At 72.8% G+C, this 15,545-nt stretch carries 14 protein-coding genes and 1 pseudogene; 5 read left to right on the top strand and 10 right to left on the bottom strand.

The genetic code is table 11. The features are described 5' to 3' along the window. Positions 1-682, bottom strand: a pseudogene (locus AAH991_RS36980) (DNA-directed RNA polymerase subunit beta); the annotation flags it as partial. Between the two features lie 441 nt (positions 683-1,123). Here AAH991_RS36980 and AAH991_RS36975 point away from each other — a divergent pair. The 3 genes from AAH991_RS36975 to AAH991_RS36965 all read left to right on the top strand — a co-directional run bounded on the left by AAH991_RS36975 (position 1,124) and on the right by AAH991_RS36965 (position 5,863). Continuing rightward, the gene (locus tag AAH991_RS36975) at positions 1,124-1,360 is read left to right on the top strand and encodes a transcriptional regulator (RefSeq protein ID WP_346230606.1); all 237 of its coding nucleotides are present in this window, start codon (positions 1,124-1,126) and stop codon (positions 1,358-1,360) included. Then, complete coding sequence (locus tag AAH991_RS36970) at positions 1,353-2,651, top strand: serine hydrolase domain-containing protein (protein WP_346230605.1); 1,299 nt, start codon at positions 1,353-1,355, stop codon at positions 2,649-2,651. Before AAH991_RS36975 ends, AAH991_RS36970 begins: the two co-directional genes overlap by 8 nt. 65 nt (positions 2,652-2,716) lie before the next feature. Continuing rightward, positions 2,717-5,863: an AfsR/SARP family transcriptional regulator gene (locus tag AAH991_RS36965; RefSeq protein WP_346230604.1), complete on the top strand. Its 3,147-nt coding sequence runs from the start codon at positions 2,717-2,719 to the stop codon at positions 5,861-5,863. A gap of 166 nt (positions 5,864-6,029) precedes the next feature. Here the strand turns inward: AAH991_RS36965 and AAH991_RS36960 are convergent, their stop codons facing one another. The 9 genes from AAH991_RS36960 to AAH991_RS36915 form a co-directional block, all read right to left on the bottom strand. After that, positions 6,030-6,176 carry a hypothetical protein gene (locus AAH991_RS36960; protein WP_346230603.1) on the bottom strand — a complete coding sequence of 49 codons (147 nt, stop codon included), beginning with the start codon at positions 6,174-6,176 and terminating at the stop codon, positions 6,030-6,032. Between the two features lie 178 nt (positions 6,177-6,354). Further along, positions 6,355-7,011 (bottom strand): maleylpyruvate isomerase N-terminal domain-containing protein, encoded by a 657-nt coding sequence (locus tag AAH991_RS36950; protein WP_346230602.1) that lies wholly within the window; start codon positions 7,009-7,011, stop codon positions 6,355-6,357. A 63-nt stretch (positions 7,012-7,074) separates the two neighbouring features. Then, entirely contained in the window at positions 7,075-7,827 is a 753-nt protein-coding gene (locus AAH991_RS36945) for a sulfite exporter TauE/SafE family protein (RefSeq protein ID WP_346230601.1), read from the bottom strand. Continuing rightward, positions 7,824-8,369, bottom strand: a complete 546-nt coding sequence (locus AAH991_RS36940) for a helix-turn-helix domain-containing protein (protein WP_346230600.1) — start codon at positions 8,367-8,369, stop codon at positions 7,824-7,826. The genes AAH991_RS36945 and AAH991_RS36940 overlap by 4 nt, the downstream gene beginning before the upstream one ends. A gap of 314 nt (positions 8,370-8,683) precedes the next feature. Beyond that, on the bottom strand, positions 8,684-10,078 hold the full coding sequence (locus AAH991_RS36935; RefSeq protein WP_346230599.1) for a pyridoxal phosphate-dependent decarboxylase family protein: 1,395 nt from the start codon (positions 10,076-10,078) through the stop codon (positions 8,684-8,686). Beyond that, complete coding sequence (locus tag AAH991_RS36930; RefSeq protein ID WP_346230598.1) at positions 10,075-11,073, bottom strand: NAD-dependent epimerase/dehydratase family protein; 999 nt, start codon at positions 11,071-11,073, stop codon at positions 10,075-10,077. The genes AAH991_RS36935 and AAH991_RS36930 overlap by 4 nt, the downstream gene beginning before the upstream one ends. Positions 11,074-11,078: 5 nt before the next feature. Further along, positions 11,079-11,615: a GNAT family N-acetyltransferase gene (locus AAH991_RS36925; protein WP_346230597.1), complete on the bottom strand. Its 537-nt coding sequence runs from the start codon at positions 11,613-11,615 to the stop codon at positions 11,079-11,081. Positions 11,616-11,882: 267 nt separating this feature from the next. Next, positions 11,883-12,467 carry a DUF4865 family protein gene (locus AAH991_RS36920; protein ID WP_346230608.1) on the bottom strand — a complete coding sequence of 195 codons (585 nt, stop codon included), beginning with the start codon at positions 12,465-12,467 and terminating at the stop codon, positions 11,883-11,885. A gap of 29 nt (positions 12,468-12,496) precedes the next feature. After that, positions 12,497-13,054 (bottom strand): TetR/AcrR family transcriptional regulator, encoded by a 558-nt coding sequence (locus AAH991_RS36915; protein ID WP_346230596.1) that lies wholly within the window; start codon positions 13,052-13,054, stop codon positions 12,497-12,499. Between the two features lie 138 nt (positions 13,055-13,192). On the opposite strand from AAH991_RS36915, the gene AAH991_RS36910 reads away from it, so the two are divergent. Beyond that, positions 13,193-13,855: a lysophospholipid acyltransferase family protein gene (locus tag AAH991_RS36910; protein WP_346230595.1), complete on the top strand. Its 663-nt coding sequence runs from the start codon at positions 13,193-13,195 to the stop codon at positions 13,853-13,855. A gap of 60 nt (positions 13,856-13,915) precedes the next feature. Then, positions 13,916-15,538 carry a penicillin-binding transpeptidase domain-containing protein gene (locus AAH991_RS36905; RefSeq protein ID WP_346230594.1) on the top strand — a complete coding sequence of 541 codons (1,623 nt, stop codon included), beginning with the start codon at positions 13,916-13,918 and terminating at the stop codon, positions 15,536-15,538. The last annotated feature ends 7 nt before the right edge of the window (positions 15,539-15,545 follow it).

Below are 15,545 nucleotides of genomic sequence, written 5' to 3'. Positions count from 1 at the left end.
CGGTCCAGCCGAGCGCCTTGAGCAGCACGGTGACCGGCTGCTTGCGCTTGCGGTCGACGCGCACGCCGACGCTGTCCCGCTTGTCGATCTCGAACTCCAGCCAGGCACCCCTGGAGGGGATGACCTTGCACCCGTAGAGGTCCTTGTCCGAGGTCTTGTCGGGATTCCGCTCGAAATACACACCGGGTGACCGGACGAGCTGGGAGACCACGACACGCTCGGTGCCGTTCACGATGAACGTGCCCTTCGACGTCATGAGCGGGAAGTCGCCCATGAACACCGTCTGGCTCTTGATCTCACCGGTGGTGTTGTTGATGAACTCCGCCGTGACGAACATCGGGGCGGAGTAGGTCATGTCCTTGTCTTTGCACTCATCGACCGAGTACTTGGGCGGCTCGAACCTGTGGTCCCGGAACGACAGGGACATGGTTCCGGAGAAGTCCTCGATGGGACTGATCTCCTCGAAGATCTCTTCGAGACCCGACTGGGGCGGAATGTCCTTGCGCCCGGCCTGGCGAGCCGCCTCGACCCGGCCCTTCCAACGCTCGTTCCCCACCAGCCAGTCGAAGGACTCGGTCTGCAGGGCGAGAAGGTCGGGCACTTCGAGCGGCTCCCGGATGCGCGCGAAGGAGACGCGGCGGGGGCCGGCGGGTACGGCGGAGGCGTTGCGCGAGGCTGCCAACAGAAGTCCTTCCGGGGGATCGCGGACTGACGACACGCGCGCCGGACGACATCACCGCCGAAAACGAAGGAGTGGGATGCCGAGGGCGAGCACGATGGAAGGGCAGCATAAACCAAAAGGCAAACGAAAGTCCATCAATATCGAACCAGTCAACCTCTATCCCGCAATCAGAATTCCACGCCGGTGCGGAATTCGTCAAGCCGCACCCGCGATTTCGCTCGCGATTGAATCCGCCGTACACGTCTCGGCTTCAACCACGAAGCATCTACTTGAACGGGAGTTGAGCGCTTGTTAGGTTGTCGAGTACATGAACCGAGGAGGAACTTTGACCGCCCCTTCCCCAGCTCACGCCCTGCAGGAGATCCAGCGCGTCGAGGGACACATCCACGCCGCCGACGGCACGACCTCGACGAGGTCATCCATGCCCCCGTCCGCCTGTCGGTGATGGCGGCGCCCGCCGCCGCCGACCGGGCCGACTTCCGCTTCCTCAAGCAGATGATCGAGGTCAGCGACTCGCTGCTGTCCACGCACATGCTCGTGCTCGAGGAAGCCGGCTATGTGGAGGTGTCCAGGGGCTTCGCAGGCAGACGGCCCCGCACCTCGCTGTCCCTCACCGACGAGGGCACGACCGCGTTCGCCACGTACACAGCCGTTCTCCGGAGGATCACAGGTGCCTGACCCCACCCCCACCCCCGCCCGCCCCGCCCGCACTCCCCTGAAGCGCTCCGTCAGGAGACTCGCCGCCCTGAGCCTCGGCACGCTGCTCGCCATGGCGGCTCTCGTCCCGCCGGCGAACGCCGCCGCACCGGAACTTCGCGCCGCGCCGGGACTCGATCGGCGAGAGTTGCAGCGCACGCTCGACGAGGTACCCAAGGGCGGCATCCCCGGGGCCTACTCCGCCGTCCAGGACGGGCACCAGCGCTGGCGCGGCGCCACGGGACTGGCCGACCTGGAGGCCAAGCGCCCCACGCGGCCGGACATGTACCACCGGATCGGCAGCATCACCAAGACCTTCGTCGCCACCGCCGCCCTGCAGCTGGTGGAGCGGGGCAGGCTCCAGCTGGACGCCCCCGTCGAGCGGTACCTGCCCGGGCTGCTGCCCGATCGGCGCGTCACGGTCAGGATGCTGCTCAACCACACCAGCCACATCGGCGACTACGACACCGCACTGATCACCAGCCCTGAGAGCCTCGAAGAGATGCGCGTACGGCAGTACGGCAACGAGGAACTCGTCCGGCTCGGTCTCGGCGTCGGCGCCTCGGGCGAGCCCGGCCAGTCCCCGGGAAGCTACTCCAACACCAACTACATCGTGCTCGGCCTGGTGATCGGCAAGGTCAGCGGAGTGCCCGCCGAACGCTACATCACCCACCACGTCATCGAGCGGGCCGGCCTCGAGCACACGTTCTTCCCGCGCACGTCCGATCTGCCGAACCCGCACTCGAACGCGTACACGTCCCTGTTCGGCTCCTTCCCGCTCAGAGACTTCAGCACCTTCAACCCCTCGTCCCTCGGCACGGCGGGTGCGGTCGTCTCGACGATGGAGGACCTCAACCGTTTCTACCGGGCGTTGTTCACCGGCCGGCTGATCGGCCGGGCCCAGTTGGCCGAGATGCGCAGGACCGTCCCGATCACGCTCGGAGTGGGCAGCTCCGACATCATGAACTACGGGCTCGGTCTCATCGCCTACGACACGCCCTGCGGGAGGCTGTGGGGGCACGAAGGCGGCGTCGTCGGCATGGCCACGCTGTCGCTCAGCACCGAAGACGGGACCCGGCAGGCATCCTCCGGCATCAACATGACCTGGCATCCGGGAACCGAGGCAGGCGAGCTGGCGTGGGCCGTACACGTCCTCGGCGCGATGTGCGAGACCGATCGGATCGCGGCCTCCGACGCCCCGCGACCGCTGATCGACGCCGGCACGCCCCGAGAAGCGCCGGCCTTCATCCGGGGCCGCCTGCTCCGGTCATAGGCCCGGGCGGAGTACGCGCGGCGGCGGGTGACCGGTCGTCGCCATGAATCGGCACAATTGCTGACGTGCGAGTCGGATTGCTCGGGCCGTTCGAGGTCCGGAACGGTGATGGAGCCGCGGTGGAGGTTCCCGGGATCCGGCTGCGCGCACTGCTCGCCGCGCTCGCCCTCGAACCCGGCCGGGTCGTCACGCGTACGCGGCTGGTGGACTGGATCTGGGGGCGACGGCCACCCGCGGACGAGGTCAACGCCTTACAGGCGTTGGTGTCCAGGCTGCGCAAGGCGCTGCCGGACGGTGTGATCGAGGCGGACTCCGGCGGGTACCGGCTGGCCGTCGCTCCTGACGCCGTGGACGTGTGCCGGTTCGAGCACCTGGTCGGTCAGGCCCGCACCGCCGAGCCCGCGGTGCGGGCCGATCTGCTGCGCTCGGCCCTGGCGCTGTGGCGAGGCACGGCCCTGGCGGACATAGCGCTGCGGGACAGCGACGCGTTCGACGCCGCGGTCGTGCGTCTGGACGAGCTTCGCGTCACCGCGCTGGGAGATCGGGTGGACGCCGACCTCCGCCTGGGCCGCGGGTCGGAGCTGGTCTCCGAGCTGACCGAGCTGGCCGCCGCGTATCCGCTCCGGGAGGGGTTCGTGGCGGCCCTGATGCGCGCGCTCGCCGAAGCGGGACGTACGGCCGAGGCGCTGACCGTGTACCAGCGGACGCGTGAGCGGCTCGCCGAGGAGCTGGGCAGCGGCCCGTCGGCCGAGCTCTCCGCGCTGCACATCGCGTTGCTGCGGGGCGAGCTGGGCGAGCGGGCGGAGAACGGCAGGACGAACCTGCGCGCCGAGCTGACGAGTTTCGTCGGCAGGGACGACGACGTCGCCGCGGTCGCCGGTCTCGTCGCCGGGCACCGGCTGGTCACCTTGACGGGGCCGGGTGGCTCCGGCAAGACGCGGCTGGCCGCGGAGACCGCGCGGACGATGCTCGCCGAGCTGCCGGATGGGGCGTGGCTGGTCGAACTGGCCCCGGTGCCGGCGGGCGGTGAGCCGGCCCAGGCCGCCCTCACCGCGATCGGCCTGCGTGACCAGGCGCTGCTCGGCGGTGCGCGGGGTGGGGAACCGGTGGATCGGCTCGTCGCCGCCGTCCGGGATCGCACGATCCTGCTGGTCCTGGACAATTGCGAACACGTGATCGAGGCGGCCGCGGTTCTCGCGGATCGGCTTCTCCGCGAGTGCCGCAGGCTGCGGATCCTGGCCACGAGCAGGGAACCCCTCGGTATCACCGGCGAGGTGCTGTGGCAGGTCGAGCCGCTCGCGCTGCCCGCGAAGGGGGCGGTCCCCTCCGAGGCCGGGTCCTCGCCCGCCGTGCGGCTGCTGCGGGACCGCGCGAATCTGGTGCGCAAGGACATCGGCACCGACGCGCACACCGTGTCGGCCATGGCGCGGATCTGCCGGGCGCTCGACGGGATCCCGCTGGCGATCGAACTGGCCGCGGCCCGGCTGCGCACCATGTCCGTCGATCAGCTGGCACACCGGCTCGATGACCGGTTCCGGCTGCTGACCGGCGGCAGCCGTACGGCACTGCCCCGGCACAGGACGCTCCGCGCGGTGATCGACTGGAGCTGGGATCTGCTGACCGAGCCCGAACGCCGCGTGCTGCGGCGGCTCTCGGTGTTCTCCGGCGGGGCGAGCCTGGAGGCGGCCGAGCGGGTGTGCGGGGACGGGACGCTCGCCGCAGAGCAGGTGCTCGACCTGCTGACCGCTCTGGCCGAGAAGTCGCTGGTGCTCGCCGGCGGCGAGGACACGCCTCGCTACCGGATGCTCGACACCATCGGGGAGTACGCGGCGCACCGGCTCGCCGAAGCCGGGGAGACCGAGCCGGCGCGCCGGGCGCACCTCGCCTACTTCACCGAGCTGGCCGAGACGGCCGAACCGCACCTGCGCCGGGCCTGGCAACTGGAGTGGCTGTCCACGCTCGGCGCCGAGCACGACAACATCAGTGCGGCCCTGCGGGGGGCCATCGCCGACGGACGGGCCCGGGAGGCGATGCGGCTGGTCGCGGCCGCGGGCTGGTACTGGTTCCTCAGCGGGCACAGGGCCGAGGGCACCGAACTGGCCATCGCGGCGGCCTCGTTGCGGAGCGAGGAACACGGCGCGGTGCCCGATGAGGTGCGGGCGATGGCGTACGCCGTCGTGGCGATGTTCGTCAGCTCCAGGATCGGCGGCGACCAGTATCAGGCGCGGGAGTGGATCGACGCGGCGCACCGCTTCGCCCGGCGCGGCGCGCATCGCAACCCGCTGCTCGGGTTCGTCGCCCCGCTGGAGCGGATGCTGCGTGGGCCGGCGGAGTTCCTGCCCGCGTTCGAGCCGCTCATCGCCGGCGACGATCCGTGGGTGCGCGCGCAGGCCAGGGTCAGCCGTGGGCGGTTGCGGCTCACGCTCGGCGGCGACGAGACCGACGTGGACATCGACCTCGAGATCGGTCTCGCCGAGTTCCGCGCGCTGGGCGACCGGTGGGGGATCTCGCTGGCGCTGACCTTCCTGGCCGATCGGCTCGCCATGCGCGGCGAGTTCGCCCGCGCGTGTGAGCACTACGAGGAGGCGGTCGTCGCGCTGACCGAGGTGGGCGCGACCGAGGACGTGGTCGGCCTGCGGGCGCGGCAGGCACAGCTGCACTGGCTGCTCGGCGACGAGCCGTCCAGCGCCTCCGCCATGGCCGAAGCGCAGCGGTGCGCGGGCGGCATCACCTGGCCGGGTGTCCTCGCCGAGCTCCGGCTCGCCGAGGCGCGGCTGGCGCACTGGCGCGGCGAGCCGGACGAGGCACGCCGGCACCTGGCCACGTTGCTGGGCGACGCGGAACTGGCCGGCTTCGCCCGCGCCGGCGCGCTGGACCTCTACGGCTACGTCACCGAGGATCTCGGCAGGGCCCGCGCGTATCGCACCGAGGCGTTCCGCGCGGTGACGGCGTACGACTATCCCCCGGCCACCGCCGGGGTGTTGGTCGGGCTCGCGGACCTCGCCCTTCGCCAGGGAGACCACGAGCAGGCCGCGCGCCTGCTCGCGGCGAGCGACGGCGTGCGCGGTATGCCGGATCGTTCACAGCCGGACGCCGCGAGGATCGCCGCGGCCGCGCGGGACCGCCTCGGCGAAACCGCGTTCGCCGAGGCGATCCTGGACGGCCGGCGGCGGGATTGGCACGAGCTGGCCGAGATCACGCTCGCTTCGTGAACGACGCGCGCGCCCACAGGTAGCCGATCGACGCGAGCCCCACGCACCACGAACGCGCTGCTCAAGAAGGGCAGGAGCATCAGCGGGACGCCGGCGAGGCCCGCGTTTTCCGGCGTCCTCGCCGCGAGCCCGAACGCGACGGCCAGCCAGCCGATCGCCAGGACCGTCAGCACGACGATGCCGATGACGCCGAGCCCATCAGGAACATCAGGAAGACCGGCATGACGACGCCGTTGAACAGCGCCAGGGAATTTCGCATGGTGTGCCGGAGGTTGCGCCGCAGCATGGTCGCGGAATCCGAGATGACGTTCATCGTGCGCCGGCCTCCTCGTTCGCGCCGCCGGTCAGGGCGAGGAAGACGTCGTCCAGGTCGGGGGTGTGCACCGACAACTCCTCGACGTCGACGGAGTGGGTGTCGAGGCGGTCCTGACACCGGGCCGTCGCCGTGCTGACACGACCGCTGATGCGCCGGGCCGCGTGCGCTGATCGGCTCAGCCGAGGACCATCGGGAGCTTCGCGGCCAGCTCGCCCAGCTCCGCCCGCTCGGCGGCGGTCGGCGCACGCCGTCCCGTGCCGGCCAGCAGCGCGTCCTCGTCGGAGAACGACGCGGGGAAGGCGCTTCCGGCGATCTTCTCGAGCATCTCGCGGGACCGGGCGAGCCCCTCCGCGGGCGGCTGCGGAGCGTGCGGCAGGTGCGCGACCAGGTCCAAATGGTGCAGCGTCCACTCCAGGACGTAGGCCGAAAGGTAGTCGCCCGCGGTGAGGACCTCGCCGCGGGTGCCGACCCGCAGGCCCGGGTCGGCGAGTCCGGCGGCGCGGCCCGCGGCGGAGCCGACGTCGTCGAGGTGGAACTTGAGCAGCCGGGGCTCCTCGTAGGCGGCGGCCAGCCGGACGATCAGCGCGTCGAGCGGGTCGTCGCCGCTGGGCGGCGTTCGGGTGACGTCCCAGTAGGTGACCGCGTCGCGGGTCGGTTCCGTGGCGGCCGGGGTCACGAGAGTGATCAGGACGTCCTGGGCGTCGATCACCAGGTGGCACACCAGGTCCCGTACGAGCCAGCCGGCACAGCCGGACGGCCGCGCGAAGTCCTCGTCCGGGAGGTCGGCGACCACTTTGCGCAATGCGGCCCACGAGCGCGTGAAGAGATCCACATCGGCACGGTAGTGCGCGCCGCGGCGGGCCCGCTACCGCGACGTTGACCGGCGGCCCGGGGATCAGCCGCCCGGCGCGGCCCACAGGCGGACCGCCAGGCCGAGGCCGATCAGGGCGACCAGCCAGCGCAGCAGCCCGCCCGGCAGGCGCCGGGTGACCCGGGGACCGAGCGTGGACCCGGCGAACAGGCCTGCCGCGAGGGGGACGACGGCGGCCCAGTCGACGGGCCCGAAGACGGCGAACCCGGCGGCGGAGACCAGGGCGCCGGCGCCGAGAAGCATGTTCTTCAAGGCGTTCGCGGCGGGCAGCCTCGGCTCGGAGGTCACCAGGAGGAGGGCGAGGATCATCACCCCCGACCCCGCGCCGAAGTATCCGTTGTAGACCGACAGGGCGGTCAGCCCGAGCGGGAGGACGGTGTCCGGTGAACCGCGCCGCTCGTGACGTACGGCGAGCCGGGGCTGTACGAGCAGGGCCAGCGAACCCGCGGCCACGAGGAAGGGCACGACGCGGGCGAAGACACCGGGCGGGGTGGACAGCAGCAACGCCGACCCCGCCGCCCCGCCGAGCGCCGACAGCGGGACCCACCGCCGCAGCCAGGGCCCCTTCCCGCGCAGCTCGGGCCGCGAGGCCAGGGCCGAGCCGGGCCAGCAGGCGACGAGCGCGACGATGTTGGCGACGTTCGCCGCGAGCGCGGGAAGGCCCGCCGCGAGCAGCGCCGGATAGGAGATCAGGGAGGTGATGCCGCCCGCGGTGCCGACCAGCCCGGCGAGGACCCCGGCGGCGGCCAGCAGCGCGAGGTCCCCGACGCCGGTCACGCCCCGGCGTCCGGGGTGGGCGTCTCGACCGGGAACAGGATCGGGCTGAGCAGGTGCCGCCGGCGGTGTGGCGCGGGCTCGTTCCTCATCCGCGCGACGATCACCGCACGCAACTCCTCGATCATCTCGGCGCGTTCCTCCCGGCTGAGCCACAGCACGTGCTGCCGGTAGCCCACTTCGTCGGCCACCGGATCGGCGCCCTCCAGACCGAGATAGGCGTCGAACTCGGAGATCAGCGCGGCCATCGCCGTGGCGAAGGTGCGCCTGTGGTCCTCCGGCGACATCGCCGCCACCGTGCCGGCGTCGATCACCACGCGCTCGCGCAGCCGGTAGCGCCGTTCCACCGCGCCGCGCACCCGGTGCTCGCCGTCCACCTCCAGCACGCCGGCGTCGGCGAGCGCGCCGACGTGGCGGTAGACGGTCGCCTTGTGCACGTCCGATATGCGCTCGCACAGCTGCGAGGTCGTGAGAACCCGCCCACCGGCGAGAGCCTGCACGACGCGCAGCCGCACCGGATGCCCGAGCACCTGCATCACGTCCATGGTCTGAATGATCGCACGCGTGCTACCGTTCGCATAAATGCGAACGATCATTATGGAAGAGGGCGGCATGGGACGACCGTCATCGGAGACAACGCCCCGCCGCTGGGGCGCCTGTACGACGTCGGGGAACGGCGGCTGATGCTGCACCGCTCGGGCTCGGGCGGGCCGAGCGTGGTGTTCCTGCCCGGCGCGGGCGCCCAGGCCGCCGAGCTGGCCGAACGGATGCGGCCCCCGACCCGGCGGGCATGCCGGAGCTGACCGACGAGCAGCGCCGGGCCGTCCGCGACCTGACGGCCGCCGCCTGAGCCCGGGCGTCACGCGGCGGCCCGGATCTCCTCCAGCAGGACCACGAGGTCGTCTTCGGTCGTGTCCGGGTGGAGCACGCAGGCGCGCAGGGCCGCCGCGCCGCGCAGCCGGGTGCCGGTGAGGAAGGCGCGCCCGCGCCGCTGCACGGCGGCGGGGATCGCCTCGTTCAACGTCTCCACCTCGGCCGCGTCGAGGCCCGCGGGCCGGTGCCGGAACGCGACGACCGAGGTGACGACCGGGGCGAGCAGGTCGAAGTCGGCGGAGTCCTCGATCATCGAGGCCAGGACGCGCGCCAGCCGGGTGGTGTGCCGCACCAGTCCGGCGACGCCGTCGCGGCCCAGGTGCGCGATCGTGGCCCACACGCGCAGCGCGCGGAACGGCCGGGTCTGCTCCGGGCCGTACTCGGAGAACCATCCCAGCTCGCCGGCGTCGTCGTCCCGGAGGTAGGGCGGGACGAGGCTGAACGCCGTGCGCGGGCCGGAGGGGTCGCGAAAGAGGACGCATCCGCAGTCGACCGGGACGCCGAGCCACTTGTGCGGGTCCAGCGCGAGGGAGTCCGCCAGCTCCAGCCCGGCGTACGCGGGCCGGCACTCGTCCGCGAGCACGCCGAGCGCGCCGTAGGCGCCGTCGACGTGGAACCACAGCCCGTGCTCGCGCGCGACCTCGGCGACGTCCCGCAGAGGGTCGACGGCCCCGGTGTTGACCGTCCCCGCGCTCGCCGCCACGAAGAACGGGCGCACTCCCGCCTCGCGGTCCGCCACGACGAGGCGGCGCAACGCGGCGGTGTCCATGCGGAACGCGTCGTCGACGGGGACGGTGCGAATGTGCCCGCTGCCCAGGCCGAGCAGTTCGGCCGCCTTGCGCAGGCAGCTGTGGCCCTCCTCGGACAGATAGAGGGCCGGCGGAGCGTGCCCGTACAGGCCCGTCTCCCGTACGCCGGGGACGGCGCGCTGCCGGGCCGCGGCGAGCGCGACGATCGTGGCCATGGACGCTCCGCTGGTCAGCAGCCCGGCGCCCGGCGGGTGGGGGAAGCCCGCCAGCTCCGCCAGCCACCGCACGGCGGTGCGCTCCAGCAGGACGCCCGCGTGCTCGCCCCCGGCGCAGCTCGGGTTCATCGCCGCGGCCAGCGGGGCGACCACGACACCGGCCGCCGAGGGCGGGGAGTTGACCCAGCCGAAGAACCGGGGGTGCCCGTTGCCCATCGGATAGGGCAGCACGTGGCTGCCCACGTCCGCGAGCAGTTCCGCGAGCGGGCGCCCCGCGGCGGGCAGCGGCCGCCGGGTCAGCCATTCCAGGTCCGGCTCGGCCACCGGCCGCCACACGGGCCCGCCGGGAACCGCGGCCAGGTGGCCGGCCGCGGCGTCCGCGGCTTGTCGCGCCGCCGCGCGCAGGTCGTCCGTCATCGCGCCCCGCGCGCCGATCGCCGCCAGGCGTCGATCACGGCCCGCTCCTTGGCGGGGTCGATTCCGGGCGGGGACGCGGGGAGCTCGCCGGAGCCGGTCAGCCACGCCCAGGTGTCGGCGACGGTCTCCACCACCGGGCGGCACCGCAGCCCGGTCGCCAGGGCCCGGCCGACGTCGGTCCGGATGAGCCCTGCCTGCTCGGGACCGGGCGGGATCCAGCCCGGCAGTTCCGTCCACCGGTCGACGCCGCCGGCCTCGATCGCCTCCGGATCCACCCAGACCGGCTCGGCGCGCCCGCCGGTGACGGCGACCGCGGACTCCAGCAGGTCCCGGGTCGTGGCGTGCCCCTCCGGGTTGACCAGGTTGACCGGGCCCCGCACGCCGCCCTCGGCCGCGTCGAGGAGCCAGGCCACGAGGTCCCGCACGTCCACATAGCGGAACGGCTGGTCGGCCGGGCCAGGTGCGAGCATCTCCCCGCCCCGCGCGGCGCGCAGCAACCAGTGCGGCAGCCGTCCCTGGTCCTCGTACGGCCCGAGGATCAGCCCGGCCCTGGCCAGCACCGCGCGGTCGCCGAAGGCCCGCTCCACGGCGATCTCGCCGCCTCGCTTGTTGGGGGCGTAGTCGATGTCCCCGGCGTCCGCCGACGCCTCGACCGTGGGCCAGTCCTCGTTCAGACCGGCCGGCGTCGGAGGGGCGTACACCGCCCTGCTGGAGACGTACAGGTACCTGTCCGCGCGCCCGGCCAGCGCGCGGGCGCTGTCACGCACGGCCCGGGGCGCGCCGGCCCAGGTGTCCACCACGGCGTCCCACCGGCCGCCGGCGAGCGGGGCGAGGCCGGCCGGGCGCAGCCGGTCACCGGTCACCGCCTCCGCCGCGGGGTGGGCCCATCCGGCCAGCCCGCGGGTGAACGTGGTGACGCGCCAGCCGCGCTCCACCGCGGCCGTGACCACCCACCGGCCGACGAACGTCGTGCCGCCCAGCACCAGCAGCCGCATGGCGCTCACCCCTGCCTGCGGATGCGGTACAGGACGTGCCGGCGCAGCGGGTGGCCCTCGGGGAGCACCGGGTGGTCGAAGTCCCCCGCGGGGTCGTGGGTCATCCCGATCCTCCGCATCACGGCCTGCGAGCGGACGTTCGGCACCGCCGTGAACGAGACGATCTCGGTCAGGCCGAGGCGGCCGAACCCGTCCTCCAGCGACGCCCGTGCCGCCTCCGAGGCGTACCCGTGCCCCCAGGCGGAGCGGGCGAGCCGCCAGCCGATCTCCACGCACGGCGTGAAGTGCGCGGTGAACCTCGGAACCTGCAGTCCGGTGAAGCCGATGAACTCCCCGTCCGCCTCGACCGCCCACCAGCCGAACCCGTGCTCGTCGAACCCGGCGTCGGCGCGCTCGGCGAGCGCGTCGCTCTCCGCACGGGACAGCGTGGCCGGGAAGTGCTCCATGACGACCGGATCGGCGTTCAGCGCCGCGAACGGCTCCTTGTCCTCCTCGCGCCACCGCCGCAGCACCAGGCGCGCAGTCTTGATCGAATTCGTCACCCGCCGACGATAGTGCACGCGGGCTTGGCCTGCCGATGACGCACCCCGAGGAGGGGGGCGGGAGAAAGCAGAGGCGAAAGTCGGCTAGAGTCGTTCATGGCCGATGTGGTTTGTGTCCCCCGGGCCGCAATCACCGCCTTCACGGAATACCGTTCGGCTGGAGCCGTGTTGTGCATCTCGCCGAGGAGGCGACCGCCACATCGGCCCTCGACGCGGACGCCCCGCGAGACTCCGGTCTCGCGGGGCGTCGTCTCGTTTCCGGGGCCGTCACCAGGTCCGGCCCGCGGGCAGGCTCGTGAGGCCGGGCGCGGACAGGTGCAGCACCTCGTAGTACTCGGCGTCCCCGTGAGCGCCCGGCGCCTCCCGCTCCCACAGCGCGAACGTCATCAGCCGCCAGTGGTGCGGGTCCACGGCGAGGGCCGCGGTGTGCAGGCCGTCGGCGCCGCCCAGCTCACGCAGTCCGGCCAGGGCGGCCGCCACCTGCTCCGTCAGGTCGGCCGAGGCCGGCAGCGGGACCAGCCGCCGCGACGCCGCACGGGGCGCGGTCCCCCTGGCCGGGCCCGCCTCGACGGCCAGCCCCGTCCAGTGCCGCACGGACGGGCGGCCGAAGTCGGCCACGATGCCCTGGAAGCCGCCCCCGCCGACCAGGAACTCGCCCATCCTCCCGGCGTCGTTCCACAGGTAGAACGGCGCGTACTGGTTGACCGGGGAGCCGGCGACGCCGCGCTCGCGGACCAGGTAGGCCTTGAGCCCGAGCCCCGGCCGGTCGTCGAGGGCGTGGCCGCGGGTGGCCACCCTCTCCCGGATGATCGTCATGTCGTAATCGGCGGGCAGAGTGATGTCGTACTGCATCGCGTACACGGGCGGGTCTCCTTGTGCGCTCAGGCGCGGGACAACAGGGCGAGCACACCGTCGGCGGCCTCATGGAACGGCTCGGGCGAACCGGCCGCGCGGGCCAGGACGTAGCCGCCCTGCAGCACCGCCACGACCGTCGCGGCGGTCCGCGCCGGATCGAGGCACGCGTCGAACTCGCCCCGGTCGCGCCCCTCGGCCAGCACCGCCGCGAGCCGGTCGCGCAGCCACCCGAACGTCTCCTCCACCGGCCGCCGCAGCGCCGGATCGGCCATGACCTCGGGGTCCTGGGTGAGCCGGCCGATCGGGCAGCCCCGCAACACCTCCCGCTCGCGCCGCAGGTAGGCCGACACCCGCTCGACGGCCGTGCCCGGGCCGCCCAGGATCTCCTCCACCCCGGCGCGCATCTCCTCCGCCGTACGGCCGATCGCGGCCAGCGCGAGGTCTGGTTTGCCGGAAAAGTGGTGGTACATGCTGCCCTGCCCGGCCCCCGCCCTCTGCTGTATGGCCCGCGGGCTGGTCCCGACGTAGCCGCGCTCCCACAGCAGTTCGCGGGTGCTCTCGATCAGGCGGTCCGATGCGCTCATGCCGTACATACTAGTAGGTACAGACGGGACCATGGTGAAGCCGTACAAAACACGAAGGGCTCCGTTGCAGGGGCCCTACACCTATCCGGGGGTCAGGTCGCCCTAGGGTATGTGCGTCGGACCGGAGAAGGAGAGGCCGTGCTCTACCCCGCCCTGAAGCTCGTCAGCGTCCCCGTCATGCACGCGCTGTGGCGGCCGCGGACGGAAGGACTCGAGCACGTCCCCGCGCACGGGCCCGCGATCCTCGCCTCCAACCACCTGTCCGTCCTCGACTCGTTCTTCATGCCGGCCGTGGTGCCGCGGATGGTGCGGTTCGTGGCGAAGAAGGAGTACTTCACCGGCAACCCCCTCGTGGCGGCGTGGATGCGCTCGATGGGGGCGATGGAGATCGACCGCGAGAACGTCACGGCCGCCCAGGACATGCTCGACGCCGCGGTGGAGGTGCTGAAGGCCGGCGAGTTGTTCGGCATCTATCCCGAGGGCACCCGCTCCCCCGACGGCCGCCTCTACCGGGGGAAGGTCGGCGTGGCCTGGCTCACCCTGACCACCGGCGCCCCGGTCGTGCCCGTCGCCATGCTGGGCACCGAGAAGGTGCTGCCGCCCGGCGCGTCGGTGCCGCGCCTGCACAGCATCGGCGTGCGGTTCGGAGAGCCGCTGATCTTCACCGGCGACGCGGGCAACGCCCGGGACCGCCGGCGGGTGACCGACGAGGTCATGGCCGCGATCCAGCGCCTGTCCGGCCAGGAGTACGTCTCCCGATACGGCGCCAGCGTCAAGAGCGCCGGGGAAACAGGAGTGTAAATAACGATTTGACCCCGCTAGGCTCTGGTCCCGACCGCAAGGCCGTCATTGGGGGTGCGCGTGCCGCGAGGACGTACTGTCGCGATCTCGGCCGCCGTGGCCGTCGTGCTGGCGGGGGCTGCCGCCGGCGGCGCCTATTACGTGCTGCACACGCGCGGCACTCCGCAGGAGACCGCCGCGCGGTTCACCGCGGCCTGGGCGCGGGGCGACCTCGCGGCGATGAAGGCCGAGCTCGCCGCTCCCGCCCCCGGCTTCGACGCGGCGTACGCCGAGCTCACCAAGAATCTCGCGGTGGCGAGGCTCGCCGTCCGCGACGTGCGGGCCGGCGCGGCCGAGGACGACAGGGCGACCGCGTCCTACACCGCCACGGCCACCGTGAAGAACGTCGGCGACTGGACCTACAAGGGCTCGCTGAAGCTGGTGGTCAAGGACCACTACTGGAAGGTCGACTGGTCGCCGGCCGCCGTCCACCCCGCGCTCGACGGGACCAACCACCTGGCGCTCAAGACGTCGTGGCCGCAGCGGGCCGCGATCACCGGCGCGGACGGCGGCCGCATCGACGGCGGCGACGTGGGCGGCTCGGTGCAGCAGCTGGTCGGCTTCCTGGACAAGGCGACGGACAAGGACGTCGAGAAGCTGGGCGCCGCCTACAAGAAGGGCGACGCCGTGGGCCGCGGCGGTCTGCAGGAGACGTTCCAGAAGCAGCTCGCCGGCACCCCCACCACCGAGATCCAGGTGGTGGGCGAGAGCCGCGAGACCCTGCACACCGTCGAGGGCTCCCCCGGCAAGGACCTGCGGACCAGCCTCGACCTGAAGGTGCAGGGCGCCGCCGCCGACGCGGTGCGCGACCTGGACAAGCCCGCATCCCTCGTCGCCGTCAGGCCCTCGACGGGCGAGATCCTCGCCGTGGTGAACAACAAGGGCGGGTTCAACCGCGCACTGGACGGCAGGTATCCGCCGGGGTCCACGTTCAAGACGGTCACCGCCGCCGGGCTGCTGGCCGAGGGACTGACCCCGTCGAGCCGGGTGACCTGCCCGGAGGAGGCGGTCGTCGGCGGATTGAAGATCCGCAACTCCGACCACGAGGCGTTCGGGTCGCTGTCGTTCCTCGACTCCTACGCCCACTCCTGCAACACCACCTTCGCCCCGCTCACCGCGACCAAGCTGAGCGCGGCCAAGCTGTACGACCTGGCCACCGGCCTGGGCTTCAACCAGCCGCTGCGCATCGGCGTCCCGGCGACCGCCGGCAGCATGCCGAAGGCCACCAGCGACGCCGACCTGGCCGCGGAGTCGTTCGGGCAGGGCAGGATCACCGCCAGTCCCCTGGTGATGGCGACCGTGGCCGCGGCGGTGGCCGACGGCTCCTGGCGGCCGCCCACACTGGTGCCCTCGCTGAAGCAGAAGACCGCTCCCAGGGAACTGCCGGGCAACGTCGTCACGGGCCTGCGGTCGATGATGAAAGCGGTCGTCACCAAGGGCACCGCCCACGCCGCCGGGCTGCCCGCGGGGACGGCGGGCAAGACCGGGACCGCGGAGTTCGGCACCGGGCCGAAGCTCGACTCGCACGCCTGGTTCATCGGCTATCGCGGCGACGTGGCCTTCGCCGTCGTCGTGGAGGCCGGCGGCATGGGCGGCGGCGTGGCCGCGCCGGTCGCCGCGCGATTCCTCAAGGGCCTGTCGTGACCTCGGG

The sequence above is a fragment of the Microbispora sp. ZYX-F-249 genome (assembly GCF_039649665.1).
Taxonomy (GTDB): Bacteria; Actinomycetota; Actinomycetes; order Streptosporangiales; family Streptosporangiaceae; genus Microbispora; species Microbispora maris.
Note: the sequence above shows the minus strand (reverse complement) of the source record. Positions and strands in the feature narration are given on the sequence as shown.